At 69.7% G+C, this 25,922-nt stretch carries 28 protein-coding genes and 2 pseudogenes; 13 read left to right on the top strand and 17 right to left on the bottom strand.

The window, feature by feature from the left end:
- Positions 1-147 (bottom strand): annotated as a pseudogene (locus DMC61_RS39475) (NCS2 family permease); the annotation flags it as partial.
- 80 nt (positions 148-227) lie between these two features.
- On the opposite strand from DMC61_RS39475, the gene DMC61_RS39470 reads away from it, so the two are divergent.
- On the top strand, positions 228-455 hold the full coding sequence (locus tag DMC61_RS39470; RefSeq protein ID WP_037335676.1) for a DUF2530 domain-containing protein: 228 nt from the start codon (positions 228-230) through the stop codon (positions 453-455).
- 69 nt (positions 456-524) lie between these two features.
- On the opposite strand, the gene DMC61_RS39465 is transcribed toward DMC61_RS39470, so the two are convergent.
- Positions 525-3,332 carry a sacsin N-terminal ATP-binding-like domain-containing protein gene (locus tag DMC61_RS39465; RefSeq protein ID WP_125695540.1) on the bottom strand — a complete coding sequence of 936 codons (2,808 nt, stop codon included), beginning with the start codon at positions 3,330-3,332 and terminating at the stop codon, positions 525-527.
- Entirely contained in the window at positions 3,322-4,272 is a 951-nt protein-coding gene (locus DMC61_RS39460; RefSeq protein ID WP_125695539.1) for a DUF3027 domain-containing protein, read from the bottom strand. The genes DMC61_RS39465 and DMC61_RS39460 overlap by 11 nt, the downstream gene beginning before the upstream one ends.
- A gap of 49 nt (positions 4,273-4,321) precedes the next feature.
- On the opposite strand from DMC61_RS39460, the gene DMC61_RS39455 reads away from it, so the two are divergent.
- The 3 genes from DMC61_RS39455 to DMC61_RS39445 are packed head-to-tail and all read left to right on the top strand — an operon-like array spanning position 4,322 to position 7,553.
- Positions 4,322-5,086, top strand: coding sequence for a glutaminyl-peptide cyclotransferase (locus DMC61_RS39455; RefSeq protein ID WP_125695538.1), 765 nt, complete (start codon positions 4,322-4,324; stop codon positions 5,084-5,086).
- A gap of 51 nt (positions 5,087-5,137) precedes the next feature.
- Positions 5,138-7,060 (top strand): MFS transporter, encoded by a 1,923-nt coding sequence (locus DMC61_RS39450; protein ID WP_016337549.1) that lies wholly within the window; start codon positions 5,138-5,140, stop codon positions 7,058-7,060.
- Between the two features lie 28 nt (positions 7,061-7,088).
- Positions 7,089-7,553 carry a DUF2771 family protein gene (locus DMC61_RS39445; RefSeq protein ID WP_016337550.1) on the top strand — a complete coding sequence of 155 codons (465 nt, stop codon included), beginning with the start codon at positions 7,089-7,091 and terminating at the stop codon, positions 7,551-7,553.
- Between the two features lie 220 nt (positions 7,554-7,773).
- Here the strand turns inward: DMC61_RS39445 and DMC61_RS39440 are convergent, their stop codons facing one another.
- Positions 7,774-8,160, bottom strand: a complete 387-nt coding sequence (locus DMC61_RS39440; RefSeq protein WP_016337551.1) for a cold-shock protein — start codon at positions 8,158-8,160, stop codon at positions 7,774-7,776.
- A gap of 132 nt (positions 8,161-8,292) precedes the next feature.
- Here DMC61_RS39440 and DMC61_RS39435 point away from each other — a divergent pair, with 132 nt between their 5' ends.
- Positions 8,293-8,538, top strand: coding sequence for a hypothetical protein (locus tag DMC61_RS39435; protein WP_051972318.1), 246 nt, complete (start codon positions 8,293-8,295; stop codon positions 8,536-8,538).
- Here the strand turns inward: DMC61_RS39435 and DMC61_RS39430 are convergent.
- On the bottom strand, positions 8,510-9,127 hold the full coding sequence (locus tag DMC61_RS39430) for an HAD family hydrolase (RefSeq protein WP_125695537.1): 618 nt from the start codon (positions 9,125-9,127) through the stop codon (positions 8,510-8,512). The two genes, DMC61_RS39435 and DMC61_RS39430, sit on opposite strands and share 29 nt — an antisense overlap.
- A 94-nt stretch (positions 9,128-9,221) precedes the next feature.
- On the opposite strand from DMC61_RS39430, the gene DMC61_RS39425 reads away from it, so the two are divergent.
- Together DMC61_RS39425 and DMC61_RS39420 are read left to right on the top strand one after the other, a co-directional pair.
- Positions 9,222-9,833, top strand: a complete 612-nt coding sequence (locus DMC61_RS39425; protein WP_016337554.1) for a TetR/AcrR family transcriptional regulator — start codon at positions 9,222-9,224, stop codon at positions 9,831-9,833.
- Positions 9,830-10,801: a R2-like ligand-binding oxidase gene (locus DMC61_RS39420; protein WP_016337555.1), complete on the top strand. Its 972-nt coding sequence runs from the start codon at positions 9,830-9,832 to the stop codon at positions 10,799-10,801. Before DMC61_RS39425 ends, DMC61_RS39420 begins: the two co-directional genes overlap by 4 nt.
- A gap of 59 nt (positions 10,802-10,860) precedes the next feature.
- On the opposite strand, the gene DMC61_RS39415 is transcribed toward DMC61_RS39420, so the two are convergent.
- From DMC61_RS39415 to DMC61_RS39405, 3 genes are all read right to left on the bottom strand, one after another.
- Positions 10,861-12,003: a hypothetical protein gene (locus tag DMC61_RS39415; RefSeq protein ID WP_125695536.1), complete on the bottom strand. Its 1,143-nt coding sequence runs from the start codon at positions 12,001-12,003 to the stop codon at positions 10,861-10,863.
- Positions 12,004-12,150: 147 nt separating this feature from the next.
- Complete coding sequence (locus DMC61_RS39410; RefSeq protein WP_016337557.1) at positions 12,151-12,531, bottom strand: hypothetical protein; 381 nt, start codon at positions 12,529-12,531, stop codon at positions 12,151-12,153.
- 164 nt (positions 12,532-12,695) lie between these two features.
- Entirely contained in the window at positions 12,696-14,354 is a 1,659-nt protein-coding gene (locus DMC61_RS39405; protein ID WP_125695535.1) for an AMP-binding protein, read from the bottom strand.
- 133 nt (positions 14,355-14,487) lie between these two features.
- On the opposite strand from DMC61_RS39405, the gene DMC61_RS39400 reads away from it, so the two are divergent.
- Positions 14,488-15,249 carry a PhzF family phenazine biosynthesis protein gene (locus DMC61_RS39400; protein ID WP_125695534.1) on the top strand — a complete coding sequence of 254 codons (762 nt, stop codon included), beginning with the start codon at positions 14,488-14,490 and terminating at the stop codon, positions 15,247-15,249.
- Positions 15,249-15,623 (top strand): YccF domain-containing protein, encoded by a 375-nt coding sequence (locus DMC61_RS39395; RefSeq protein ID WP_125695533.1) that lies wholly within the window; start codon positions 15,249-15,251, stop codon positions 15,621-15,623. The genes DMC61_RS39400 and DMC61_RS39395 overlap by 1 nt, the downstream gene beginning before the upstream one ends.
- 3 nt (positions 15,624-15,626) lie before the next feature.
- On the opposite strand, the gene DMC61_RS39390 is transcribed toward DMC61_RS39395, so the two are convergent.
- The 7 genes from DMC61_RS39390 to DMC61_RS39360 form a co-directional block, all read right to left on the bottom strand.
- Positions 15,627-16,442, bottom strand: coding sequence for a metallophosphoesterase (locus DMC61_RS39390; protein ID WP_125695532.1), 816 nt, complete (start codon positions 16,440-16,442; stop codon positions 15,627-15,629).
- 37 nt (positions 16,443-16,479) lie between these two features.
- Complete coding sequence (locus DMC61_RS39385) at positions 16,480-17,274, bottom strand: HAD-IIA family hydrolase (RefSeq protein ID WP_034308369.1); 795 nt, start codon at positions 17,272-17,274, stop codon at positions 16,480-16,482.
- 10 nt (positions 17,275-17,284) lie between these two features.
- On the bottom strand, positions 17,285-18,349 hold the full coding sequence (locus tag DMC61_RS39380) for a sulfate/molybdate ABC transporter ATP-binding protein (RefSeq protein ID WP_125695531.1): 1,065 nt from the start codon (positions 18,347-18,349) through the stop codon (positions 17,285-17,287).
- The gene (locus DMC61_RS39375; RefSeq protein ID WP_043849199.1) at positions 18,346-19,113 is read right to left on the bottom strand and encodes an ABC transporter permease; all 768 of its coding nucleotides are present in this window, start codon (positions 19,111-19,113) and stop codon (positions 18,346-18,348) included. Before DMC61_RS39375 ends, DMC61_RS39380 begins: the two co-directional genes overlap by 4 nt.
- A gap of 85 nt (positions 19,114-19,198) precedes the next feature.
- On the bottom strand, positions 19,199-19,951 hold the full coding sequence (modA, locus tag DMC61_RS39370; protein ID WP_125695530.1) for a molybdate ABC transporter substrate-binding protein: 753 nt from the start codon (positions 19,949-19,951) through the stop codon (positions 19,199-19,201).
- Positions 19,948-20,352: a molybdopterin-binding protein gene (locus DMC61_RS39365; RefSeq protein ID WP_125695529.1), complete on the bottom strand. Its 405-nt coding sequence runs from the start codon at positions 20,350-20,352 to the stop codon at positions 19,948-19,950. Before DMC61_RS39365 ends, modA begins: the two co-directional genes overlap by 4 nt.
- Positions 20,353-20,385: 33 nt before the next feature.
- A complete protein-coding gene (locus DMC61_RS39360; RefSeq protein ID WP_125695528.1) occupies positions 20,386-20,850 on the bottom strand; it encodes a MarR family winged helix-turn-helix transcriptional regulator in 465 nt (154 codons plus the stop codon).
- Between the two features lie 79 nt (positions 20,851-20,929).
- Here DMC61_RS39360 and moaA point away from each other — a divergent pair, with 79 nt between their 5' ends.
- The 4 genes from moaA (at position 20,930) to DMC61_RS39340 (ending at position 24,307) form a co-directional block, all read left to right on the top strand.
- A complete protein-coding gene (gene moaA / locus DMC61_RS39355; RefSeq protein ID WP_199750214.1) occupies positions 20,930-21,994 on the top strand; it encodes a GTP 3',8-cyclase MoaA in 1,065 nt (354 codons plus the stop codon).
- Between the two features lies 1 nt (position 21,995).
- The gene (locus tag DMC61_RS39350) at positions 21,996-22,250 is read left to right on the top strand and encodes a MoaD/ThiS family protein (protein WP_007033383.1); all 255 of its coding nucleotides are present in this window, start codon (positions 21,996-21,998) and stop codon (positions 22,248-22,250) included.
- 111 nt (positions 22,251-22,361) lie between these two features.
- The gene (locus DMC61_RS39345; protein WP_125695527.1) at positions 22,362-23,213 is read left to right on the top strand and encodes a phosphatidylinositol-specific phospholipase C/glycerophosphodiester phosphodiesterase family protein; all 852 of its coding nucleotides are present in this window, start codon (positions 22,362-22,364) and stop codon (positions 23,211-23,213) included.
- 455 nt (positions 23,214-23,668) lie between these two features.
- Positions 23,669-24,307 carry a transglycosylase family protein gene (locus tag DMC61_RS39340; RefSeq protein WP_125695526.1) on the top strand — a complete coding sequence of 213 codons (639 nt, stop codon included), beginning with the start codon at positions 23,669-23,671 and terminating at the stop codon, positions 24,305-24,307.
- Between the two features lie 217 nt (positions 24,308-24,524).
- On the opposite strand, the pseudogene DMC61_RS42055 reads toward DMC61_RS39340, so the two are convergent.
- Positions 24,525-25,441 (bottom strand): annotated as a pseudogene (locus DMC61_RS42055) (molybdenum cofactor biosynthesis protein MoaE).
- Positions 25,438-25,908: a cyclic pyranopterin monophosphate synthase MoaC gene (moaC, locus tag DMC61_RS39325; RefSeq protein ID WP_016337573.1), complete on the bottom strand. Its 471-nt coding sequence runs from the start codon at positions 25,906-25,908 to the stop codon at positions 25,438-25,440. Before moaC ends, DMC61_RS42055 begins: the two are co-directional and overlap by 4 nt.
- Between the last annotated feature and the right edge of the window lie 14 nt (positions 25,909-25,922).

Here is a 25,922-nt window from a genome sequence, read left to right as displayed (position 1 = left end):
GCCGAGGATCAGCGGGTTCAGCACCACGATGTAGGCCATCGTGAAGAAGGTGACGATCCCGCCGCGGATCTCCCGCCCCGGTGTCGAGCCGCGCTCGCTGATCTTGAAGAACCGGTCCAGTGTGGACCGGGTGCGCTGCTCCGCCATCGCGTACCACCCTTCGCCCGTTGCCGGGTACCCTTCCCCACGTGGGCGAATCGATCAATTCCGGGGAAGTAAACGGTTCATTGCGGCCAACGCCGGAGCTGCCGAAGCGGCTGACCGACCTGACGCCGGTCGTGATCGTAGGTACCTCGCTCTGGGCGGTCGCGACCGTGGTCCTGTTCTTTGTGACCGACGGCATCTGGGTGCAGACGGCGTTCTCCGGCGTCGTGCTCGGCTTCATCGGTCTCGCGATCATCGCCTGGCAGCGCGCCGCCGCGCGCCGGGGCTCGAAGAGCGCCCAGCGCCTCTAACCCCTGCATTTCGTCCTCTGAATGCGGTCCTTGCGTGTGCAAGTACCGCATTTAGAGGACGAAATGCGGTCAGTTCAGGAGGGCCGAGGGCGAGGGGTCGTCGAGCAGGGCCGTCAGGACGTGGCGGTCGGCCCATCGGTCCGTGGCCCAGGCGAAGGCCCGGCCGAGGCCTTCGGGGGTATCCGCCGCGTGCAGCCTGCCGTCGGACCACCAGGCGACTTCGTGCTCCGCGTCCTCGAAGGTCACCGTCAGCGCCTCGTGCAGCAGCACACCGCCCTCGGGCAGTTCGACGCCCAGCTGATCGGCGGCCAGCCGGAGCGCGGACAGCTCCGTCCACGGCACGTACTCGCCGTCTTCGGTGACCTTGGCGTCGAGCCCGCTCGCCACCGGCAGGTCCAGCAGTTCCGCCAGCGCGACGGCGCCGCTCGCCGAGACGACCATCCGCTCCGGCGCCAGCACGGCGGCGAACCACGGCACGTCGAGCACGACGGCGTCGCGAGCGTCGACGGCCGAGCCGTCCGCGGCGCGGACCCGGTCCGGCGCGGGAACGTCCACTGTGTACTCGGCGAGGGCCGCGTGCGCCCGGGAAGCGAGCCCGGGGCTCACCTTGCGCTCGGGGTCTCCGAGCCGCTCCAGCAGGTCCTCGACGTCTTCGGCGTCCGCTCCCAGCTCCGTCCGGACACCGGCGGCGAGCAGGATCTCCTTGCTCAGCCCCGAATCCGGGACGATGTCGTAGAGCCCGGCCAGCGCCGACGCTTCCGGCATCCGCCAGTCGAGCGGGGCGTGCCCGTCCAGCAGCGCGTACCGCGCGAGCCACCAGCCCGTGTGCCCGCCGGGTTCGGTGAGCGCACGCCAGGTCTCCGGACGCGCCGCGAGCAGGCGCAGCGCCTCCGGCCAGGCGTCGTCGCCGACGAGGTCGAGGTCGCGCACGGCGAGCACCCGTGACGGCGGCCGTTCCCGGGAGTCCCACCACTCGTGTTCCTCGGGCAGGCCGTGTTCCGGTTCGAGCGGTTCGTCGTCGGTGATGATCGCGAACGAATCGAGCACGCCGACCGCGACGAGCGTCGCCACCGGCCAGTCTTCGGCGAATTCCTCGTCCAGCACGGACAAAGCGCCGTCTTCCTCGAACACCTCGGGGTCGAAGATGTCGCCCAGCGGCGACGTCGGCAGGACGAGTTCGTCCGCACGACGCCAGCCGTCCTCGCTCGGCAGGGCCAGCGCACCTGCCCATTCGGGGGCTTCGTCACCGACCTCGGCGATCAGGCGGAGCACCGCGCCCGCGAGCGCCATACCGTCCAAACCGGACCGGACGTCTTCGACACTGCGTTCGACGGCCGCGCTCAACGCGTCGGCTTCGAGCAGGTCGCTCGCCTCGGCGTGCTTGGCTCCCAAGCGTTCCAGCAACGGATGCGCCGCGGCCGGGTGCACCAGCCGCAGGCCGATGATGTCCACATCGGACAGAAGTTCGAGCAGTTCCGCCGAGCCGCCGACGAGCAGCGCGTCGCGGACACCGGGCAAGGTGCGGCCGTCCGACATCGGCACCGGCAACGCGCCGAGGTCGTCCTTGGTGAGGTCGTGTGCTTCGAGTGCCGGGAGCAACACGTCGTAGAGCGAGCGCCACCACGAGGGCTCGCGTTGGGCCCCGGTCAGCAGTTCGATGGCTTCGACGGGCGAAAGCGTCCGCGCGCCGACCGCGCGAAGGTCCACACCGGACAGGGAAACCAGTCCGGGCACGAGATCGGCCAGCAGCGGAGCCAATCCCGGCACGTCCACCGAAAGGACACGCGCCTGACGCCCCGGCAGGTCGTCGCCCTCCTGCGCGGGAAGCCAAGGCGAGTCGGCGAGATTCTCCAGGATGGCCTCGCGCAGCGTTCCGTCCACAGTGGAACGAGGGAAGCCCGCGCCGGGCACGAGTGCCAACCGCTCCTTGCCCGGCAAGGAGCGGACGAGATCGACGTACTCCCGTGCGGCGTTCTTCAACGCGGCGGTCAGCTCCGGTCCCGGCAGCGCGCGGCGCCGGGACGGCTCGATCGGAAGCGTCGCGATCAGCCTGGCCGGCAGGGAAAGTTCGTCGTCGGTGGGGGTCGGCGCGTGCAGGACGTCTTCGCCGAGCGGCCGGGGCGAACCGGATCCGTCGAGCGGGACGGCCCAGACGACCTCGCCGCGATGCACCTGCCAGTGCTCGGAACCGTCCGGCGACGCGAGTTCGACGACGCCGTCACCGAGATCGGAGCGGCGCCAGACACCGCCTTCGACCTCGACGCGCTCCAGCCAGGGCAAGGTGAGCAGGAGATCGCCGATGTCGTTCTTCAGATCCGCCAGCAAGGCACGGACGTCGACGCCTTCGCGCAGCGGAAGCCGGACCTCGGTGGTGAAACCTTCGGGCACCGCAGGCTCGTCGTCCCCGACCGGCCACGGCAACCGCAGCACGGGAACGTCGCCGGTGCGCCCGGACTCGGCCCGGGTGCGCTCCGCGGAGAACGCGACGCCGCCGGTCGCCGAAACGATCCTCGGCTCGGCGGAAACCGTGAGCACGGCGGCGAATCCGACGCCGAACCGGCCGACGGTCTCCTCCCCCTTGCCGGAAGCGCGCAAGGAGGCGAGGGATTCGACCCCGCGGGCGTCCAGGGGCGCGCCCGTGTTGGCGAACCTCAGCTCACCGTCCACAACGGACACCCGGAGCGTGCCGCGGTCACCGGCGGCCAGCGCGGCGTCGGCGGCGTTCTGCGCCAGTTCGACGAACAGCCGGTCGCGGTAGCCGCCGACGCGGAGGTCGTTCTCGGTGTTCGTGTCCTCGGTGAACCGCGTCGGCGAATCGGCCCACGCCCGCAGGACGGCGGCGCGGAGCCGCTCGGTGCCGAACGGGTCAGTGCTCACTGGCGCTTTCGGCCTCGACCTGCGCTTCGTCGGCGGTCTCCGTGACCACGGCCTCGGGTTCGACCTCCGGCTGGACCTCGGCGGTCTCGGGCGCCTCGGCCACCGGGGCCTCGGCCTCGTCGACGACCGCAGCCTCCGCGGTCTCGGCGGGCTCGGGTTCGGGAGCCTCGGCGGGCGTCTCCGGAGCGGGCTCGAAGTCCATCAGCGAGTCGTCGTAGACCAGTTCCGCCACCGGCACCGACGAGGTCACCTCGACCTCGATCTCGGAATGCGCGCCGCAGCCGTACTCGACGTCGACGACGTGGCCGTCCGCCGGGGAGATGTCGTTGGTGCACGCACCGAAGACCGCGCTGAGCGACCCGGCGAGCGGCACGAAGAACCCGCAGCTCCCGCAGACGTCCGGCGCGCTGCGCGCCATGTCCGACCGCGGGCCGAACTCACCTCCGTGCCAGCGGGCGGCGGCGTCGAGCCTGCCGTACCGGGACAGCACGTGGACCCGGCCGAGACCGGTCTCCTTGGCGACCGCTTCGACCGCGGGGTCGTCGGACTCCAGGTACGCCGGGGCGAGCCGCGGGTCGTCCTTCTCCACCGGGAAGATGTCGCCGACGCCGAGGTCGCCCGCCTGCACGCGGCGCTCCCACGGCACCCACGCCGGGGCGACACGCGCGTCCGGACCCGGGATCAGCACGACCTCGCTGACCGTGATCGGCTCGTCCTCGCCGGCGAGCGCGACCGTCACCGACCAGCGCCAGCCTCGATAACCCGTCACGGTCGCCTCGAACAGGTGACTCGCGGAGACCGCGTCCTCCCGGTCCACGCCGACGTGCGCGCCGACCTGTTCGGCACCGGCGTCCTCCAGCACCGCCGCGCGGGCCAGATCGACCGCCTCGGCGAGTTTGCGCTGGATGGAGCCGTCGTCCAGGGTCAACAGCAGGGTCATGCCCCCATTCTGCCGCACGCGATATCGCGGTCCGTGTCAGGCTGTCCGCGTGCGTACGCTGATGACCACCTCGCTCCTGCTGGCCGCCGTCCTCGGTGGCTGCGCCGCCGCGCCGGTGAGCGACGCGGCGCCGCCCGCGCCCGAGAAGCTCAAGGTGCGGGTGCTCTCGACGTTGCCCCACGACCCGGCCGCCTTCACCCAGGGCCTCGAGTTCTCCGGCGAGACGCTGTACGAGGGCACCGGCCTGGTCGGGAAGTCGTCGATGCGGGCCGGGCCCGCGGGCGCGGCGCCGACGGTCCGGCAGGAGCTGCCCGGCCTGTTCGGCGAGGGCATCACCGTGCTCGGGGCGACCGCGTGGCAGATCACCTGGAAGGACGGCGTCGCGATCGAACGCGACGCCAAGACGCTGGCCGAGCTGCGGCGGGTGACCTACACCGGCGAGGGCTGGGGCCTGTGCCACCAAGACGGGCGGCTGGTGATGAGCGACGGCTCGTCGAAGCTGACCTTCCGTGACCCCGCGTCCTTCGCGCCGACAGGCAGCGTCGATGTCGGCCGTGACCAGCTGAACGAGCTGGAATGCGTCGGCGACTCCGTGTACGCGAACGTCTGGCAGACCGACCGGATCCTGCGGATCGACGCCGCGACCGGCCGGGTCACCGGCGAGATCGACGCTTCCGGCCTGCTGGACGGGGCCGAACGCGGCTCCGCGGACGTCCTCAACGGCATCGCGGCGGTGCCCGGGACCGACGAATTCCTGATCACCGGCAAGCTCTGGCCGAGGATGTTCCGGGTGAAGTTCGTCCCGATCCCCTAGAAAGCAGTGGTGAACGCGCGAAGCGGACCTCGCGTAAGGCAGGATTGACTGGTGGGAATCTTCGGCTCGAACTCCGGACCCGACGGCACGCGTTCCGGCCGGCCGGGCAAGGAGCGTGGCCGCAAGAGCAAGCGCAAGTGGACGCCGGAGCCCGGCGCCGCCCAGGCGCGCAGCTGGTCCGCACCGCCGCCGACCCGCGTCGATCAGCAGCCGGTGCCGCCCCCGCCGCCGCGCGCGGCCCGCCCGCAACCCCAGTACCAGCCACATCCGGCCGGGCCGACCGCCGACGAGGCGCGCACCGGCGCGATCCCGATGGGGCACCACCAGCCACCGCCTCCGCCGAGGACTCCTCCGCGTGGCGCGCGGCCGTACCCGGATCCCTCGCAGCGTCAGACCGAACCCGTCCGGCGTCGTCCGGGCGGGTTCTACGACGAGCACCCGCCGGGCAGCGGCGAGTACGAGCACTACGACACCGGCGGTTACGCGGGCGAGCCGCGTGAAGTGCCGGACCCTCCGCACGAGCATCCGACGACCGCGGTCCCGCCCCGGGCGGGCGCGCTGCCGAAGATGCCGAAGAAGATCACGGTCACCCGGGTCGCGGCGATGCGCAGCCGCCAGCTCACCGGGCAGGCCGTCGGCGCGTTCCAGCGCGCGACGAAGGCGGACGGCGCCGACAAATCGGGCCTCACTTCGCTGACGTACGCGGTGATGCTGAACTACGCCAGCGACGCCGCGATGGCGATCGCGCTGGCGAACACCTTGTTCTTCGCCGCCACCAGCGGGGAGAGCAAGGGCAAGGTCGCGCTCTACCTGCTCATCACGATCGCCCCGTTCGCGCTGGTCGCCCCGGTGATCGGCCCGGCGCTGGACAAGATCCAGCGCGGCCGCCGGCTCGCGATGTGCGTGTCCTCGGCGGGGCAGGCGCTGATGGCGATCGTGATGGCGCTGCATTTCGACGACTGGCTGCTGTACCCGGCGGCGCTGGGCATGATGGTGCTCTCGAAGTCGTTCACCGTGCTCAAGGCCGCGGTGACCCCACGGGTGCTGCCACCCGAGATCACGCTGTCCAAGACGAACGCGCGGCTGACCGTGTTCGGCCTGGTCGCGGCCGGCGCGTTCGGCGCGCTCGCGAGCGGCTTCAACGCGCTGTGGGGTTCGCAGGGCGCGCTGTGGTTCACCATGGTCATCTGTGTGGCCGCCGCAGTGCAGTCGATGCGGATCCCGTCGTGGGTCGAGAAGACCGAGGGCGAAGTGCCCGCGTCGCTGTCCGCGCATCCCGAGCGGCGGATCAAGAAGCAGCGGCAGCCGATGGGACGGCATATCGTCGTCTCCTTGTGGGGCAACGGTTCCGTCCGGGTGCTGACCGGGTTCCTGATGATGTTCTCCGCGTTCGCGGTGAAGGCGCAGACCGAAGGCAGCGGGCAGAGCCCGTTCGCCCAGCTGCTGCTGCTCGGCATCATCGGCGCCGCGGCCGGGGCGGGCGGGTTCCTCGGCAACGCGCTGGGTTCGCGGCTGCACTTCGGCAAACCGGATCAGGTGATCCTGGGCTGTGTCGGGGCGTGCCTCGGCATGTCGGTCATCGCCACCGTGGCGGCCGGGCTGGCGACGGCGGCGATCGTCGCGCTCGTCGGCGCGACCGCTAGCGCGCTGGCGAAGATCAGCCTCGACGCCGTCATCCAGGAAGACCTGCCGGAAGAATCGCGGGCTTCGGCGTTCGGGCGGTCGGAAACCGTGCTGCAGCTGGCCTGGTGCTTCGGTGGCGCCGTCGGCCTGCTGCTGCCGCCGACGTACTGGATCGGCTTCCTGGTGCTGTCGATCCTGCTGGCCGTCGGGTTCACGCAGACGTTCATGGTGCGGCGCGGGACCTCGCTGGTCCCGGGTCTCGGCGGCGACCGGCCGCTGCGCCCGGAGCCGACCAGCGAATCGCCGGTCCCCTCGCAGCCCGGTGACTCCCGGTGGCGGCCGGGCTCGTAATCTTCACCGTATGCGGCGACTTCGTATTTTGGCCCTGCTCGCGGCGGGTGGTTTCGTGGTGGCCGGTTGCTCGGCCCCCGGCCCCGAAGAGGTGACCTTCTTCGCCGACGGCAAGACGGTGAACGTCGGCCCGCTGGCGTCGTGCGACATCAAGAGCGCCCAGTGCACCACCAGGCCCGACGCCGCGGGCAAACTGCGGATCCGGCCGGGGAAACCGGTGCAGATCTCGGTGCCGAGCGCGATCGCGGAAACGCCGTGGAAGGTCACGGTGCAGTACGTGAACGGCAAGGGCGAGCCGCAGGAGCTCAAGCAGGACATCATCACGTCGCTGGACCGGTTCGCCTACACCGTGACGACGCCGCGGCCGGACGACCAGATCCTCGTCGTCGAGGTCGCGCAGGCTTCGGTGCTCAGCCGGACCGGACGGCCGGAGGACGCCGAGGCGGTCACGACGGCGATCTGGTCGCTGCAGGTCGAGCCGCCGGCCGCCTGAGGGAGCAAGGGACCTTTGCTACCACGCACGGCTGCCGTTCGGCGCTCTTCGAGTCCGTGAAGGCCTCCTTGCCTACCCTGAAAGTAGTGAAGGAGGCCTTCACGGACCGGGCGAGGATCCCAAGGCATCGACGTACGCGAGCGCTATGAACGGTCCGTTCCTTGCAAATTTTGCAAGGAACGGACCGTTCATAGCGCGTTACGTGGGTGGGGAGCGCCGATCAGGGATCGAGGTCCCGCGCGACCGCGCGCATGATCTCGGCGATCTGCTTGGTGTTCTTGCGGTCCGGGTACCGGTTGCGCCGCAGGTCCGGCTGCACCTTGAGCTCGAGCAGCTTGATCATGTCCTCGATGAGCCCGTGCAGCTCCTCGGCGGGGCGGCGGCGCGCCTCGGCGACCGAGGGCGGCGGGTCCAGCAGCCGGACGGAGAGCGCTTGCGGGCCGCGGCGGCCGTCGGCGACACCGAACTCGAGGCGCTGGCCCGCCTTGAGCCCTTCGACGCCCTGCGGCAGCGCGGCTTTGCGGATGTAGACGTCGGCGCCCCCATCCTGGGTGACGAAACCGAAACCCTTCTCCGCGTCGTACCACTTGACCTTGCCGGTCGGCACTTCCCTCACCAATCCTTTGCTGTCCCGCTCACAACGAACGCGCCCGGGGGCGTACCCAGGGCGCGCGTCCCATAAGCGTATCTCGCCACAGGCCCTGTGGAGAAGCGGATACCGGCGGATACCCTTTCCGTCATGGAGACCGCAGTAAAGGAGGCCGCTGTGGCCGTCCCCGAAAAGCCCGGCAAACCGATCCTCATGCGCGTCGGCATCGGCCTGTTCGCGCTGGGCATGATCGCCGTCACAGCGGTTTTCGTCATGTTCGCCGCCGGGCTCGAGAACCTGCCGGTGTGGCTGTCCGCCGCGGCGGGCGTGATCACTCCGCTGGGGCTCGCCCTCGGCCTGATCGCCCTTATCCGCGAAGCTCGCCGAAAGAGCTGAGCCAGCCGGGGAACTCGGTCAGCGAGTCGAACACCACGTCGGCTCCTTCCGCGAGCAGCTCTTCCTTGGTGCACGGGCCGGTGGTGACCCCGATCGGGACCGCGCCCGCCGCCAGCGCGCCGCGGATGTCGCCGAGGTGGTCCCCGACGTAGACGCGGGCGCCGTGCTCGGTGAGCGCGGCGGCCTTCTCCGTCGACCACAGCTCCCCGACCAGGACGTCGACCTCCAGCCCGAGCGCGTCCAGGTGGAGTTTCGCGTTGGGCGCGTACTTGCCGGTGACGACGACGGTGCGCCCGCCCGCGGCACGGACCGCGTGCAGTGCTTCGGCCGCGCCGGGCATCGCGACCGTCACCGGCACGACCGTCTCCGGGTACATCGCGCGGAAGCGCGCCACCAGTTCCGGGATGCGCTCCTCCGGCGCGCCGAAACCCCGCAGGCTGGCGTCGAGGGGCGGGCCGAGGTTGGCCGCGAAGTATTCGCCGTCCAGCGGCAGGCCGGACTCCACGCCGAGCGCGTTCATCACCGCGACCATGCCCGGCCGCGGATCGATCAGTGTCATGTCGAGGTCGAACCCCACAGTGATGTCCACACGATCACGGTAACCGCCACCACCGAGCGATTTACACCGGACGGAGGCTCGTCAACTTCTTTGACATGAGCGTGATCTGTGTCAAGCTGGAAGTGTGGGCGAGATCACGAGCTTCTCCGATCGGACCAAGGCCTCTCTGCGGGAGGCGCTGCTCGACGCGGCCACCGAGCTGCTCACCGAACACGGCTACACGGCCCTGCGGATGGCGGACGTCGCCGCCCGCGCCGGCGTGAGCAGGCAGACCGTCTACAACGAGTTCGGCAACAAGGGCACGCTCGCCGAAGCCGTGGTCCTCCGGACGACTTCGGAGTTCCTGGAAGGCATCCGCTTGCGCGTCCAGGACGCGCGGGACCTGCGCGACGGGATCCGCGAGGCGGTCGTGTACACGATCGAGCACGCCCGCGAGAACCGGCTCGTCGCCACCACGCTGGGCACCGAAGCGGGCGAGGACCTTCTTCCCCTGCTCACCACCAAGGGCGAACCGATCCTGACCGCGGCCACCGAGGTCGCGGCCGGGCAGTACCGCGAGTTCGAGCCGTCGCTCTCCCCGGAATCCGCCACGCTGCTGGCGGAGACCGTCGTGCGGCTTTCCCTGTCCCATCTCGTCATGCCGACGCATTCGGCCGGCGAGGCGGCGGCGGCGGTCGTCGCCGTGCTGGCACCCGCGATACGGGCGCTGACCACCGATTCGAAGGGGACACCATGACCGACACGCTCTCCGAACTGCGGACCGGCTTCTCCTCACTGCGCAAGGGCGGGCTGAACTGGGACTCGTTCCCGCTGCGGCTGTTCGTCAAGGGGAACAAGAAGTTCTGGAACCCGGCCGACATCGACTTCTCCCGTGAACGCGAGGGCTGGGAAAGCCTCAACCCGGAACAGCAGCGGTCGACGACCTATCTGGTGGCGCAGTTCATCGCGGGCGAAGAGGCGGTCACCGAAGACATCCAGCCGTTCATGCGGGCGATGTCCGCGACCGGCCGCTTCGGCGACGAGATGTACCTGACGCAGTTCTGTTTCGAGGAGGCCAAGCACACCGAGGTGTTCCGCCGCTGGATGGACTCCGTCGGGCTGACCGAGGACCTGCATCCGTACGTCGCGGAGAATCCCCACTACCGCAAGCTTTTCTACGAAGAGCTGCCGCAGTCCCTGCGCGCGCTGGAAGACGATCCCAGCCCGCTCAACCAGATCCGCGCGAGCGTCACCTACAACCACGTCATCGAAGGCAGTCTCGCGCTGACCGGGTACTACTCGTGGCAGCTGATCTGCACGCAGCACGACATCCTGCCGGGTATGCAGGAACTGGTGCGCCGCATCGGCGACGACGAACGCCGCCACATGGCGTGGGGCACCTTCACCTGCCGCCGTCACGTCGCCGCCGACGATTCGCTGTGGGACGCGGTGCAGCAACGGATGGGCGAACTGCTCCCCCACGCGCTGGGCATGATCCAGTGGGTGCAGGACCAGTTCGAGGAGATCCCGTTCGACAACGATCCCGAGGAGATCATCCAGTACGCGGCGGACCGGGCACAGCGGCGCCTCGGCGCGATCGAGTCCGCGCGCGGGATGCCGGTGGAGCAGATCGATCTCGACTACTCGCCGGAGAATCTCGAAGAGACCTTCGGCGAAGAGGACGCGAAGGCGATCGCCGCGGCCGCGGCCAACTCCGCGGCCTGATCCCCCCGTGAAGGCCCCCTTCCCTCGGCTGAGCCGAGGGAAGGGGGCCTTCACGCGCGTTAGCCGGCGGGCCAGTACACGGCGTGCGTGCGACCGTTTTCGTTGTCGGACAAGCCGACGATCGTCCCGTTCGCCGCGATGCGGGTGGCGACGCTGTAGACACCGCCCGGCAACGCGCCGAGGACCGTCGGAGTGCCGTTCGCCGACCACTTCGTCGCGATGCTGTTCTCCAGTCCCACCACCGTGCCGAGCCGGTCGATGTCGTAAGCGAGTCCGCGTGCGGTCGAAAGCGTCGTACGGGTCCCCGCGCGGTTCCACTTGACCGGGCTTTCCGTGCCGAACACCAGATAGCCGCCGCCTGCCGCGACACCGGCGTTGTTCACCGCGCGCGCCCAGCCCGGATCCCGTTCCGGCCAGTCGAGCCAGGTCATCCGCCCGTCACGTTCCCACCGCACGGGTTTCGTGGTGCCGTTCACCTCGGCGCTTCCGACGATCACCCCGAAATCGTTCATGTCCTCCGGAGTGCTGCGCGGATTACCCGGGGAAAGGTCGGTGATGGCACCGGCGAGATTCCAGCGCACGACATGGTCGTTCCCGGCGGCGTCGGTTGCCGTCCCGGCGACGGTCCTGCCGTCCGGGGTGATCCAGCCCGCGTTCGCGTAGGCGCCGCCCGGCAACCCGCCGAGGTCCACCACCGTGCCGTCCGGATTCCACCGGACGGCGTGCGTCGTCCCGTCCGCCGCGCGCCCGGCGCCGACGATCACGCCACCGTCGGTGATCGCGTTCGCGATCGCGTAATCCCCGCCGGGCAAGTAGGGCAACGCGGTCACCGTGCCGTCGGGCGCCCATTTGACCGCCGCCTGGTTCCAGTTCGCGTCCTTGTGGGCCCAGCCGACCGCGACCCCACCGCGGTTGACGTCCGTCGCCTTGCTCTGCTCGCCGCCGAGGCCGGGCAACGCGGAAATCCGGCCCAGCGCGTCCCATTTCGCCGCGTGGTACTTGATCTGGGTTTCCAGCGGTGTCGACGAACCGACCATGACGCCGTCTTCGTTGACCGCGTTGACCTCGCTGTACTGATCCCCCGGCAGCGTGCCCAGATCGATCGGGCCGGTGGCGGCGGCCGCGACGCCGGGCAGTATCAGCGGCAGCACCGCGAGCGAGCCGGCCAGAGCGAGAACTCTTCTGCTTCGCTTGAGTGTCATGACTTTCTCCCCTTCGCGGTGGTTCGGGTCCACCGCGAAGGGAACACGCGACAACGCTGTGACAGGTTGCCTCGAAGTGTCATCTTGGACTGAAGGGGCCCCTTCACCACGTCTCACGCGGTGAGGGGCCCTTTCAGCTCCTTACGCTCAGAGCCCGATCGCGCCGAGGGTGCCGCTCAGGACGCCCTGGTCACTTCCGCCATCGGTGCTGGAGTGGGTCTCGCTGGACCCGGCACCGTCCTGACCCGCCCAGCCGCTGTGCTGCCGGTACTGGCTGTCGCCGTTCTCACCGGCGGTCGCGGAGGTGCTGCTGTGCGCGGCCCCGTCCGGCCCCGCGGCGGCCGAGTTCTCGTGGAACGAGCTCGATCCGCGATGGGTGTCGGACTGCACGCTGTGCGTCGCTGCGCCGTCCGGTCCGGCCTGGACCTCCGTGCTGCCATAGGTGTCCGCCGAGGCGATGCCGGCGGCTCCGAGTGTCAGCGGCAACGCCAGTGCCGAAGCGACCAAAGTGCGGCGAATCGTACGCATGAGAATTCCCCGTTTCCTTACGGTTGTGGGATTTCTGTTCGGGACGCTGTCACCGTCCTGACCACAGGCTGCCCGTCGCGGCGGAGCCCCATGCATACGAAAGCTGTGAACGATCACACCGCTTCGGAGGCCTATCCGAAGCGGGCAGGCCTCCGAAGCGGAGGTCAAGCGTGCTTGGTCGCCGCCGCCTTCTCCAGCCCGAGGATGCTGATCGACTCCGCGCGCATCTCGACCTTGCGCACCTTGCCGGTCACCGTCATCGGGAACTCCTCGACGACGTGGACGTAGCGCGGGATCTTGTAGCGCGCCAGCTTGCCCTCGCAGAACTCCCGCACCGTTTCGGCCGTCAGCGGCTCCGCGCCCTCGCGCATGCGGACCCAGGCCATGAGTTCCTCGCCGTATTTCTCGTCCGGAACGCCGATCACCTGCGCGTCGAGGATGTCGGGATGGGTGTAGAGGAACTCCTCGATCTCGCGCGGGTACAGGTTCTCGCCGCCGCGGATGACCATGTCCTTGATCCGGCCGGTGATGTTGACGTACCCGTCGGCGTCCATGATCGCGAGGTCGCCGGTGTGCATCCACCGCGCCGCGTCGATCGCCTCGGCCGTCTTGTCGGCCTGTTCCCAGTAGCCCAGCATCACCGAGTAGCCGCGGGTGCAGAGTTCGCCCGGTTCGCCGCGCGGCACGGTCAGCCCGGTCTCCGGGTCGACGACCTTGACCTCCAGATGCGGTCCGACCCGGCCGACCGTCGACACCCGCCGCTCCACCGAATCGTCCGCGCGGGTCTGCGTCGAAACCGGCGACGTCTCGGTCATGCCATAGCAGATCGACACCTCCGCCATGCCCATCCGGTCGATGACCTGCTTCATCACCTCGACCGGGCACGGTGAGCCCGCCATGATCCCGGTGCGCAGCGAGGACAGGTCGTGGGAAGCGAAGTCCGGGTCGGCCAGTTCGGCGATGAACATCGTCGGAACCCCGTACAGGGACGTGCATTTCTCGGCCGCGACGGCTTCGAGGGTGGCCTTCGGCTCGAACGCGGGCGCCGGGATGACCATGCAGGCGCCGTGGCTCGTCGCCGCGAGATTGCCCATCACCATGCCGAAGCAGTGATAGAAGGGCACGGGGATGCAGATCTTGTCGGCTTCGGTGTAGTTGCAGAGTTCGCCGACGAAGTAGCCGTTGTTGAGGATGTTGTGATGGCTGAGCGCGGCGCCCTTCGGGAAGCCCGTGGTGCCGGAGGTGTACTGGATGTTGATCGGGTCGTCCGCGGAGAGTTCGGCCTGCCGCTTCACCAGCGGCGCGCGGTCGGCCTTCCGGCCGATCTCCAGCATCGACGGCCACTCCGGGCCGTCCAGCAGCACGACATGTTCCAGCGCCGGGCATTTCGGGCCCGCTTCGGCGATCATGCCCGCGTAATCCGAGGTCTTGAACGAGTTCGCGGCCACGATGAGCTTGATCCCGGCCTGGTTCAGCACGTATTCGAGCTCGTGCGAGCGGTACGCCGGGTTGATGTTGACCAGGATCGCGCCGATCTTCGCGGTCGCGTACTGGACGCAGGTCCACTCCCAGCGGTTCGGTGACCAGATGCCGACGCGGTCACCCTTGGCGATCCCGAGGTCGAGCAGGCCCAGCGCGAGCGCGTCCACTTCGGCCGCGAGTTCGGTGTAGGTCCAGCGTTTCCCGGCCGCGCGGTCGACGAGCGCGTCCCGGGCGGCGAAGGCGGCGACGGTGCGATCGAAGTTGTCGCCGATGGTGTCCCCCAGCAGCGGGGTGTCCGAGATTCCCGATGCGTAGCTCGGTACTGCGGGGGCGTCGGGCATGGAGACTCCTGCGTTCGGCGGCATCGACGCGTCGAGTCTAGGAACGCGGCGTGACGGCGGCCACCTGCAAGTGGAGACCACTTCAGGGGAAACCCGGAGGCCCGCTCCGGCGGTGGCCGATATCGTCGAAAGCATGCGCCTCTACATCGTCGACGCCTTCACCTCCGAAGCCTTCGCCGGTAACTCCGCCGGCGTGGTCCTGCTGGACGCTCCGGGCGACGCGGGCTGGATGCAGTCCGTCGCCGCTGAGCTGAAGCACGCCGAGACGGCCTTCGTCGAGGTCGGTGGCGAGGGGCCGAAGTCACTTCGCTGGTTCACACCGGAGACCGAAGTCGACCTGTGCGGGCACGCGACGCTGGCGACCACGCACGTCCTCGGCGGCGAGCAGACCTTCACGACGAGAAGCGGCGAGTTGCGCTGCCGAGCCGAAGACGGCTGGGTGTCGATGGACTTCCCGTCGGATCCGCCCCGCGAGTCGGACGACGACCTGTCGTCGATCCTGCCGGGCCTGGAGTTCGAGTACGTCGGGCGCAGCAAGCACAACCTGTTCGCGGTGGTGGACGACGCGTCCGTGGTGCGCTCGCTCGCGCCGGACCTGGCCGCGTTGCGCGCGCACTGGAACGGGCGGCTCATGGTCACCGCACCGGGTGACGTGGACGGGATCGACTTCGTCACCCGGTTCTTCGCGCCGGGCGTCGGCATCGACGAAGACCCGGTCACCGGATCCGCGCACTGTGTCCTCGCGCCGTACTGGGCCGCCCGGCTCGGCCGCGACAAGCTCGTCGGCGAGCAGGCCTCGGCCCGCGGCGGCATCGTCCGGATGAATCTCGAAGGCGACCGCGTCCTGCTTTCGGGGCAGGCGGTCACCGTGGCCAGTGGGGAGTTGCACGTCTGATGCGCCTGATCCTCAACGTCATCTGGCTCGTGCTGTGCGGCCTGTGGATGGCGCTCGGCTACGTCGTCGCCGGCATCATCTGCTGCATCCTGATCGTCACCATCCCGTTCGGGCTGGCGTCGTTCCGGATCGCGGCGTACGCGCTCTGGCCGTTCGGCCGCACCGTGGTGGACCGGCGCGACTCCGGCGCCGCGTCGACGATCGGCAACGTCATCTGGTTCATCTTCGCCGGGCTCTGGCTCGCCATCGGGCATGTGCTGACCGGGGTGGCGCTGTGCGTCACGATCATCGGGATCCCGCTGGGCGTGGCGAACTTCAAGATGATCCCGGTCTCGCTGATGCCGCTGGGCAAGGAGATCGTCGAGGTGCCGTGAGGCTCAGTCCTCGGGTTCCCACGGCAGCGGGATGATCAGGCACGGACCGCCGACGAACAACCCGCCGTCGATCCCCAGCGCCTTCCCGCCCGCGTAGAGATACGGTCCCTCGATCTGCGCGGGGTGAATCCCCAGCTGGTCGGCGATGACGCTGTGCCCGTGCACGATCCGCTCGCCGCCGAGCCGGTCCATGAGCTGTTGCGCGACGTCGGCGCCCTGCGGGCCGCGGAAGGCGTACCGCGTGGTCATCCGCCGCCACACGTCCCACCAGGCCTCGATGTCGCTGCCTTCGAGGATCTCGCGGCCACGCGCGTTGATCCCGTCGATGTCCTCGCCCCAGCCGAGGTACTCGAGTGTGTCCGAATGCATCAGCAGGTGGTCCGCGGCCAGCGTCAGCATCGGGCGCGAGGTCAGCCACTCGATGTGCTGCGGGGTGAGCCTGTCCTGGTCTTCGAGCAGCCCGCCGTTGATCTCCCAGCTGCGGGCGAAGCTGCGCGGCCCGAAGTCGGACGGCACCTCCGTATCGCCGAAGTGGTACATCCCGAGCAGCAGGATCTCGTGGTTGCCGAGCAGCGTCCCGCAGTGCCCGCCCGCCGTGGCGGCCTGGCGTTCCAGCCGCATCACCAGGTCGATGACGCCGACGCCGTCGGGCCCCCGGTCGACGAAGTCGCCGAGGAACCACAGGGTCGCTTCGCCGCCGGCCCAGTCATCGTCGGAGTCGAGCAGCCCCTTCTCCCGGAGCGCCTCGGCCAGCTCGTCCCGGTGTCCGTGCACGTCACCGACCACATAGGTCGGGGGCGTGGGCTGATCGTCGTGCATCGTCTGACGATAAGCCCTCCGCATGCGATCGTGTCGCTCAGCCTTCACCGAACGGGTCGCCGGTGCGCCCGACCAGATCGGCGATCGAGTCGATGATCTTGGTCGGCCGGTACGGGTAATGCTCCGCGCTCTCCCGGGTGGAGATGCCGGTGAGCACCAGGATCGTCTGCAATCCGGCCTCGATTCCCGAGTGGACGTCGGTGTCCATCCGGTCGCCGATCATCAGCGTCGACTCCGAATGCGCGCCGAGCCGCCGCAGCGCGGAGCGCATCATCAGCGGGTTCGGCTTGCCGACGTAGTACGGCGAACGGCCGGTCGCCTTCTCGATCAGCGCGGCGACCGAACCGGTGGCGGGCATCGAGCCCTCCATGCTCGGGCCGGTGGCGTCCGGGTTGGTGGCGATGAACTTCGCGCCGCCCTCGATCAGCCTGATCGCGCGGGTTATGGCGCTGAAGCTGTACGTCCGCGTCTCGCCGAGGACGACGTAGTCCGGGTCGCGTTCGGTCAGCACGTAGCCGACCTCGTGCAGCGCCGTGGTGAGCCCGGCCTCGCCGATCACGAACGCCGAGCCGTTCGGCCGCTGCGACGCGAGGAACTTCGCGGTCGCCAGCGCGGAGGTCCAGATGGCCTCCTCGGGGATGTCGAGGCCGGTCCGCTCGAGCCTCGCCCGCAGGTCGCGCGGGGTGTAGATCGAGTTGTTGGTCAGCACCAGGAAGCCGATGTCGTTGGCGCGCAGCTCCTTGAGGAACTCGTCCGCGCCGGGCACGAGATGCTCCTCCTGCACCAGCACGCCATCCATGTCGCTGAGGTAGGTCCAACGGCGCTCGTTCATGGGTCCCACCCTAATGATTGGAGACGGCGTGAACAGCCACGGACGCCGCCTTGACCGAAAGATCGACCGGTGTGCCGGGTTCGAGCGCCAGTTCGGCGACCGCGGCCGGGGTGAGGTCGGCGGCGAGACCCGCCGCCCAGCCGTCACCGCGGGCCCGGACGCGGATCACCGGCCCGTGTGGTTCGAGCGCGTCGACGGTTCCCCCGACGGTGTTGCGCGGGCTGCCCCGATGCTCGCCGTCGCGCAGATACACGGCGACGGCGCTGGGCGCGAAGACGGCGACGGCCGCTTCGCCCTCGACGACGTCTTCGGCCGAAATTCCGGCCAACAACCCGCCTGACGTGCGCAAACCGCCTTCAGCGGCGACGCCCGGCACCAGGTTCAGCCCGGCGATCCGCGCGGTGAACGCCGTGCGCGGCGCGGAGAGGACTTTGCGGGTCTCGCCGCGTTCGACGATCCTGCCGCCGTCGAGGACGGCGACGTGATCGGCCAGCGCCAGCGCGTCGAGCGGGTCGTGGGTGACCAGGACGGTCGGCGGTCCGGACCGCAACACCCGGCGGAGCAGCCCCCGGATGGCTGGCGCCGCGTCGACGTCCAGCGCGGCGAACGGCTCGTCGAGCAGTAGAAGTCCCGGCTCGGCGGCCAGCGCCCGCGCGATCGCGACCCGCTGCGCCTGCCCGCCGGAGAGCTGGGCGGGCCGTCGATCGGCCAGTTCGAGCGCGTCCACTTCGGTCAGCCACTCCCGGGCGCGCCGCTTCGCCTCGGCGCGCCCGGCTCCGGTCGAGCGCGGCGCGAAGGCGACGTTGTCCAAAGCGGACAGATGGGGGAAGAGCAGGGCGTCCTGGGAGAGCAGGCCGATCCCGCGCGCGTGCGGCGGCAGGCCCGCCAGGCCACGTCCGCCGAGCGTGATCCGTGCCCGGTCCGGCCGGAGCAGACCGGCGAGGCAGCCGAGCACGCTGGACTTGCCCGACCCGTTCGGGCCGAGCAGCGCGAGCACACCGCCGTCGGGGACGTCGAAGCCGACGTCCAAGGTGAACTCGCCGCGCCGGAGGGCGATCTCGGCCGAAAGGGTCACGACCGCACTCCTTCGAGCGCGCGCGGCCGGGCGAGCGCGATCACCGCGACGGCGACCAGGATGAGCAGCAAGGCGAGCGCCACGGCGCTGTCGACGTCGACCTCGGCCTGGGTGTAGACCTCCAGCGGCAGGGTCCTGGTCACCCCTTCGAGGCTTCCCGCGAAGGTGATCGTCGCGCCGAACTCGCCCAGCGCCCGCGCGAAGCTGAGCACGATGCCCGAGCCGAGCGCGGGCATCAGCAGCGGCAGCGTGACCCGGCGGAACACCGTCCACGGTTTGGCGCCGAGCGTGGCGGCGACCCGTTCGTACCGGTCACCGGCGCCGCGGAGGGCTCCTTCGAGGCTGACCACCAGGAACGGCATCGCGACGAACGTCTGCGCGATGACCACGGCGGCCGTGGTGAACGGCACCTGCTCACCGGTCAGCGTGGTCACCAGGATGCCGAGGAAACCCTTGCGGCCCAGCAGGTACAGCAGCGCCAGCCCGCCGACCACCGGTGGCAGGACCAGCGGCAGCAGCACCACCGCGCGCAGCACGCGGACACCGCGCGCCCCCGAACGCGCGAGCACCACGGCGAGCGGGACGCCGAGCAGCACACAGGCCACAGTGGACAGTCCGGCGGTGAGCAGCGAGAGTTTGAGCGCGTTCAGGGACGACGTCGAGGTGATGAGGCTCGGGAAGCGCGTCAGGTCCGACCGCACCAGCAGGCCGACGACCGGCAGCACCACCAGCGCCAGCGCGCAGATCGCCGGCGGCCAGAGGATCCAGGGGACCCCACCCCGCGCGTTTCGTCCTCTGAATGCGGTAGTTGCGCGTGCATCTATCGCATCCAGAGGACGAAACGCGGGGTCACGGCGTGCCAAAACCGACCTTCGCCAATTCCTTCTTGCCTTCCTCACCGAGGACGAAGTCCCTGAACAGCCCGGCGAGCTGGGCCTGCGGAGCGTCCTTCACCACCGCGATCGGGTACTCGTTGATCGCGCCCGCCGCCTCGGGGAAGTCCACTTTGTCCACCTTCGCGGCCACCGACGTCGCGTCGGTGACGTAGACGAGCCCGGCGTCGGCGTCGCCCGACTGCACCTTCGCGAGCACCGACTTGACGTCCTGCTCCTCGCTGGCGGGTTTGAGCGTGACCCCGGACGACTGCCGGACCTTCTTCGCCGCCGACCCGCACGGCACCTGCGGAGCGCAGACGACCACGGTCAGCCCGTCCTTCGCGAGGTCGGCCAGGCCCTTGATGCCCTTGGGATTGCCCTTCCCGACCGCGATGGCGAGCCGATTGGTGGCGAACACCGACGGCTGCCCGTCGAGCAACTCTCCCTTGGCGGCCTTGTCCATATTGGCCTGATCGGCGGAGGCGAACACGTCCGCCTTGGCGCCCTGGGTCAGTTTCTGGACCAGCGCCGAAGACCCCTCGAAGCTGAACTTCACGGTCACCCCGGAGTTCTGCGCCTCGAACCGCTTGCCCAGCGTCCCGAACGACTCGGTCAGCGACGCCGCCGCGAACACGGTCAGCGTCTTGGCCTCCGCGGCCGGCTCCCCGGAACCACAGGCCGTCGCGCCCAGTGCCAGGGCGAGCAGGGCGGGGACGACTCTCCTCATCGGCTTCCTTCCGGGGTTTCGATCACGACGGTGGTCGCCTTGACGACGGCGACCGCGAGCACCCCGGGCCGCAGCCCCAGCTCGCGGACGGCTTCGGCGCTCATCAGGGAGACCACGCGATGCGGGCCGCACTGCAGCTCGACCTGCGCCATCACCTTGTCCGTGACGACCTCGGTGACGAGGCCGACGAAGCGGTTGCGCGCGGAACGGCCGACGTTCGAGGGATCCTCGGGCTGTTCGGCCTGCGCCTTGGCGAACGCGGCGAGCTCGGCGCCCTCGACGACCTTGCGGCCCGCCGAGTCGTCGAACGCGGTGAGCTGGCCGGCGCGGACCCAGCGGCGGACGGTGTCGTCACTGACACCGAGCAGACGAGCGGCCTCAGACAACCGAAATTGCGGCATGCTTGGCAGATTACTTCCGCAGATACGGAAAAGCTATGCGATACCGGGGAGTTCGTCGCGAAGGCCGTCGAGCAACGCGCTCTGGAATCGCTCCAGCACTTTCCGCTCGTCCGGAGAGAACTGTTCGAGCACCGACTTCATGTTCGTGTACGCGGATTCGAAGAGCGGCGCGTACCGCTCCATGGCGCCGGGAACGACCTCTATCAGTACCTTCCGACGGTCGGCGGTGTCGCGGACGCGGCGGGCGAGGCCCGCCTTCTCGAGCCTGTCCATGACGCCGGTCACAGCACCCGTCGACAACCCGGTCAGTTCCGCGATCCTGCCCGCTGTCAACGGTCCCGGCGCCTGCCCGGCGAGTTCGAGCACCTTGTGGTCGGTGGCGGACAGGCCCATCCGCTCGGCGATGCGCGCGTGCCGGAGAACGGTCAGCGTGCTGCTTTCCCTGCCGAGATGGGCGAACCGGGCCAATTCCTCCGCCGAGAGCGGATATTTCGCCATCCGGAAACCCCTCCGATTCGGTGCGAAATGAGATTCTAGACAGTCGGTTTTCGCCCGCTTCGGGGTTAGTCTGGTGTCAATGACAGCAGTCGATCTCGGGTTTCCCCGTGTCCCCGGTACACGTGGTCGCCCCAGCGTGCCCAGGCCGGACAACCCCGCTCTGATCGACACCTTCGGCCGCGTGGCGACCGACCTGCGGGTGTCGCTCACCGACAAGTGCAATCTGCGCTGCACCTACTGCATGCCCGCCGAAGGGCTCGAATGGATGCCGAGCGCGGACGTGCTGACCGACGACGAACTGGTGCTCCTGCTGCGGATCGCCGTCGAACGGCTCGGGATCACCGACATCCGGCTCACCGGTGGCGAACCGCTGCTGCGCCAAGGGCTGGAGAAGATCGTCGAGCGGGTCGCGGCACTCGAACCGCGACCGCGGCTTTCCATGACCACCAACGGGATCGGGCTCGCGAAGCGCGCGAAGTCGCTCGCAGACGCCGGGCTGGACCGCATCAACGTCTCGCTGGACACCGTCGACCGCGCGCTGTTCGAGACGATCACGCGTCGCGACCGGCTTTCGCACGTGCTCGCCGGCATGGCCGCAGCGCGCGAAGCCGGGCTTGACCCGGTGAAGGTCAACGCGGTGCTGATGCGCGGGCTGAACGAAGACCAGGCCGTGCCGCTGCTGAAGTTCTGCCTCGCCGAGGGGTACCACCTGCGGTTCATCGAGCAGATGCCGCTGGACGCGCAGCACGGCTGGAACCGCGGCGACATGATCACCGCCGAGGAGATCCTCGGCATGCTCGGCGAGGAGTTCACGCTGTCGCCGTTCCCCGCCGCGCGAGGCGGGGCGCCCGCCGAACGCTGGCTGGTCGACGGCGGCCCTGGCGACGTCGGCGTGATCGCGTCGGTGACGCGTCCCTTCTGCGGCGCCTGCGAGCGGACGCGGCTGACCGCGGACGGTGCGGTGCGCTCGTGCCTGTTCAGCAACGACGAGACGGATCTACGCGCCCTCGTGCGCGCGGGCGCGCGCGAAGAAGAGGTGGCGGACGCCTGGCGGGCGACCATGTGGGGCAAGCTCGCCGGACACGAGATCAACGAGGCCGGGTTCGCGCAGCCGATCCGGCCGATGAGCGCGATCGGCGGCTGACATGGTGACCATCGTGGTGCGGTACTTCGCGTCGGCCCGCGCGGCCGTCGGCCTCGACGAGGAGAAGGTGACCCTCCCGGACGGCGCCCGCGTCGCCGACGCCGTCGCCCGCCTTCGCGAACTCCACCCGGAGAAGCTGGCGAAGCTGCTCGACGCGGTCTCGTACCTGCTGGACGGCGTCGCGGTGCGGGACCTCACGCGGCCGCTGACCGACGCGGCCGAACTGGACGTCCTGCCCCCGTTCGCCGGCGGCTGACCCCCTTTCGAACGTCACTGACCTGCGCGAACCTCGAAAGTGGTAGCAAAGGTCCCTTGCTCGCCGTCTCGCGTTCACCGTCCGGTCGCCGAAGCAGCCGAGGATGCGCCAGTGATCACTCCCCGCCGTATCCTCGCCGCGCTGCTCGCCGCGGTCGCCGCCACGAGCCTGGCGACCGCGCCCGCCTCCGCCCACGAACGTGGCGTCAAGCCGTTGCCGCAGGCGCACAGCCACAACGACTACGAGCACACCCGTCCGCTGCAGGACGCGCTCGACCAGGGCTTCACCAGTGTCGAGGCCGACATCTTCCTCGTGGACGGGCAGCTGCTGGTCGCCCACGACCTCGCGGACACCCGCCCGGACCGCACCCTGGAGTCGCTCTACCTGGAGCCGCTGCGCAAGCGCGTGCTGGGCAACCACGGCGTCGGCGTCTACCGGCAGCGTGCGGAGTTCCAGTTGCTGATCGACGTCAAGGGCGACGCGAACAGCACGTACGCGGCGCTGGAGAAGCGCCTGTACGCCCCGCGCTACTCCTTCCTTTTCTCTCTGTACGCGTTCGGACACGTGAAGAAGCGGGCCGTCACCGCGGTCATCTCCGGCGGCCGCCCCAAGGACGTGATGCTCGGGCAGAAGTTCCGGCTCGCCTTCTACGACGGCCGGATCAAGGACCAGAACGACCTCGGCATCGGCTCGGACCCCCGGGTCACCCCGCTGGTCTCGGACTCCTGGCCCGGGCTGTTCACCTGGACTGGCGAAGGCCCCTTCGCCGCCGAGGAGCGGGCGAAGCTGCACGACATCGTCAAGCGTGCCCACGCGGCGGGTCAGCGCGTGCGCTTCTGGGCCACGCCGGACGTCGCGGGGCCCGGCCGTGACGCGTTGTGGAAAGAGCTGGTCGCCGCCGGGGTCGACCACCTGAATACGGATGACCTGCCAGGGCTGGCGAACTTCTTGAGGTCTCGCTAAAGTGCGCGGCCCATTCGCGCGCGAAGGCGCACGAATGGGCCAGTCACCCCTTAATCCACGTGATGCAAGCCTCACGATCTGTGAATTATCTCGGTCAGGAAACGGCCAGATAACGGCCCGCTGACCTGCATAAACAGCCGAATCGTTATGGGTTGCGTGCTGTTACTGTGATGTAGGTCACAGCTCGAATAATTTCCGTCCCGGCCGTTCGTTACGTACCGTCGCTTTTCGGTTGGCCCCGACCGACCACGCAACACCGGGAACCCGTAGCGCCGAGCCCTGTCCAACGGATTCCCGGACCCAACCCCGAGCGAAAGCATTTCCGGACAGGGACGAGGGGACCGAGCCGACGCGTCGTGCGTCAGGCGAAGTCAGCTGGCCCGAGACGGCCGGCCAGGACCCGCGGGTCTTCCCTCAGCACCGACTCGTAGGCGCAGGGAGCGAGATTTATTCACATGTCTTACCGAGGCAAGCACCGCAAGATGTCCGCCGCCACCCGTCACATCGCCCGCGTCGCCATTGCGGGTGTCGCGGTCGGCGCTCCCCTCGCAATCGCCGCGACCCCCGCGTCGGCGACCAACTGGGACGCCATCGCGCAGTGCGAGAGCAGCGGCAACTGGAGCACCAACACCGGTAACGGCTACTACGGTGGTCTGCAGTTCTCGCAGAGCACCTGGCGCGCCTACGGCGGCACCGGCAGCGCGCACAACGCCACGCGTGAGCAGCAGATCGCCGTCGCCGAGCGGGTCCTCCAGGGCCAGGGCATCGGCGCGTGGCCGCACTGTGGCAAGAAGGGCGGCTCCGCCAGCCCCGCCAAGGCCAAGTCGAGCGCCCCGAAGGCCACCAAGAAGGTGACCCCGAAGAAGTCGACCGCGCCGGTCCAGAAGCAGCAGGCTCCGGCCCCTGCCCCGGCCGCGAACGTCGCCAACTCGAACCCGGCGGGTGACTACACCGTCGTGGCCGGCGACACGCTGTCGAAGATCGCTTCCAAGTTCAACGTCCAGGGCGGCTACCAGAAGCTGCAGGAGCTGAACAAGGAATACGTGCCGAACGCCGACTTCATCGTCGTCGGCCAGAAGCTCGCCACCAAGTGAGCTCTTGAGCACCAGTAAGTCGTGATGCCCGCGGGATTCCCCGCGCGGCCACGTCACGGCTGACAAAGCCCCACCGCGCCATTCCCCCGGCGGTGGGGCTTTGTCGTGTCCGGGGCCAGATCGCGCCTCCAGATGTCATGAAAGGGTCGTTCAGGACGAAAAATGTCCTGAACGACCCTTTCATGACACTTGGTGGGTCCGGGGCCGGCTCACCCCGCTACGGCGAGTTGACCCATTCGTCGCTGCCGTCGCTGAAGTGCTGGTGCTTCCACACCGGCAGCCGCGCCTTGACCTCGTCGACCAGCTCCGAGCACGCCGCGAAGGCCTGCCCCCGGTGCTCGGCCGCCACGGCGCACGCCAGCGCGACGTCCCCGATGGCCAGCGCGCCCAGCCGGTGGCTGACGGCGACCGCCCGCACGCCCTCCCATTTCCCCGAGAGGTCCATGACGACCTCCGCGAGCACGTCGGCGGCACTAGGGTGCCCTTCGTAGGCGAGCCTCTCCACCGACCGCCCGCCGTCGTGGTCCCGGACGACCCCACCGAAGGTCACGACGGCGCCCGCGGCCGCGTCGTCCACCAGCCGGGCGTGTTCTTCGACCGAAAGCGGCTCGTCGACCACCGCGATCCGTGCGACCCGAACGCTCACTGCTGTGCCTCCCGTGGGTGGTCGCCGCCCGCCAGCTGGTCGACGGCGTGGTCGAGAATCCCGTCCAGTACGCCCAGGCCGTCCCTCACCCCGCCGCGTGAACCGGGCAGGTTCACCACGAGGGTCCGGCCCGCGACGCCGGCGACGCCACGCGAGAGCACGGCCGTGGGGACCTTGGGCAGTCCGGCGGCGCGGATCGCGTCCGCGACGCCGGGGAGTTCGTAGTCGAGGACGGCGCGGGTGACGTCCGGGGTGCGGTCCGTCGGCGAGATGCCGGTGCCGCCGGTCGTCACGATCACCTGGACCTCAGCCGCGATGGCGTCCCGCAGGGCCTCGCCGACCGGGTCGCCGTCCTGGACGACGACGGGCGCGGGAACGTCCCAGCCCCGTGAAGCGAGCCAGTCCGCGATGACCGGGCCGGTCGTGTCCTCGTAGACGCCCTTCGCGGCGCGATTGGACGCCACGATCACCCTCGCGACCCGGTTCACGGCCGCTCCCAGGTCCCGGTCTTGCCGCCGTCCTTGCGGATCAGGCGGACGTCGTCGAGGGTCGCCGCCGGGTCCACGGCCTTGATCATGTCGTGCAGGGTCAGCCCGGCGACGGCGACGGCGGTCAGCGCCTCCATCTCGACGCCGGTCCGGTCGTTCGTCTTCGCGGTCGCGGTGATGTGCACGGCGGTCTCGTCGAGGACGAACTCGACCTTCACCCCGGACAACGCGATCTGGTGGCAGAGCGGGATCAGCTCGGGCACCTTCTTCGCGCCCATGATGCCCGCGATCCGGGCGGTCGCGAGCGCGTCGCCCTTGGGTAGCCCGTCCGTCGCCAGCAGGCCGAGCACCTCGGCCGTGGTGTGCACGGTGCCGCCCGCCAGCGCGGTGCGGGCGGTGGGCGTCTTGCCGGAAACGTCGACCATACGGGCGGCGCCCGTATGGTCGACGTGGCTGAGTTCACTCACGCCCAGCAGGCTAG

Source organism: Amycolatopsis sp. WAC 04169, from assembly GCF_003947535.1.
GTDB classification, from domain to species: Bacteria; Actinomycetota; Actinomycetes; order Mycobacteriales; family Pseudonocardiaceae; genus Amycolatopsis; species Amycolatopsis keratiniphila.
This window is presented reverse-complemented; position numbering and strand designations above follow the sequence as displayed.

Coding starts and splice junctions, on each gene's coding strand:
- DMC61_RS39460 (WP_125695539.1), bottom strand. CDS start 4,272: ATGACCCTGCTGTTGACCCTGGACGACGGCTCCATCCAGCGCAAACTC.
- DMC61_RS39435 (WP_051972318.1), top strand. CDS start 8,293: ATGGAGACCGCAGTAAAGGAGGCCGCTGTGGCCGTCCCCGAAAAGCCC.
- DMC61_RS39420 (WP_016337555.1), top strand. CDS start 9,830: ATGACCGACACGCTCTCCGAACTGCGGACCGGCTTCTCCTCACTGCGC.
- DMC61_RS39415 (WP_125695536.1), bottom strand. CDS start 12,003: ATGACACTCAAGCGAAGCAGAAGAGTTCTCGCTCTGGCCGGCTCGCTC.
- DMC61_RS39410 (WP_016337557.1), bottom strand. CDS start 12,531: ATGCGTACGATTCGCCGCACTTTGGTCGCTTCGGCACTGGCGTTGCCG.
- DMC61_RS39405 (WP_125695535.1), bottom strand. CDS start 14,354: ATGCCCGACGCCCCCGCAGTACCGAGCTACGCATCGGGAATCTCGGAC.
- DMC61_RS39400 (WP_125695534.1), top strand. CDS start 14,488: ATGCGCCTCTACATCGTCGACGCCTTCACCTCCGAAGCCTTCGCCGGT.
- DMC61_RS39395 (WP_125695533.1), top strand. CDS start 15,249: ATGCGCCTGATCCTCAACGTCATCTGGCTCGTGCTGTGCGGCCTGTGG.
- DMC61_RS39390 (WP_125695532.1), bottom strand. CDS start 16,442: ATGCACGACGATCAGCCCACGCCCCCGACCTATGTGGTCGGTGACGTG.
- DMC61_RS39385 (WP_034308369.1), bottom strand. CDS start 17,274: ATGAACGAGCGCCGTTGGACCTACCTCAGCGACATGGATGGCGTGCTG.
- modA (WP_125695530.1), bottom strand. CDS start 19,951: ATGAGGAGAGTCGTCCCCGCCCTGCTCGCCCTGGCACTGGGCGCGACG.
- DMC61_RS39365 (WP_125695529.1), bottom strand. CDS start 20,352: ATGCCGCAATTTCGGTTGTCTGAGGCCGCTCGTCTGCTCGGTGTCAGT.
- DMC61_RS39360 (WP_125695528.1), bottom strand. CDS start 20,850: ATGGCGAAATATCCGCTCTCGGCGGAGGAATTGGCCCGGTTCGCCCAT.
- moaA (WP_199750214.1), top strand. CDS start 20,930: ATGACAGCAGTCGATCTCGGGTTTCCCCGTGTCCCCGGTACACGTGGT.
- DMC61_RS39350 (WP_007033383.1), top strand. CDS start 21,996: ATGGTGACCATCGTGGTGCGGTACTTCGCGTCGGCCCGCGCGGCCGTC.
- DMC61_RS39340 (WP_125695526.1), top strand. CDS start 23,669: ATGTCTTACCGAGGCAAGCACCGCAAGATGTCCGCCGCCACCCGTCAC.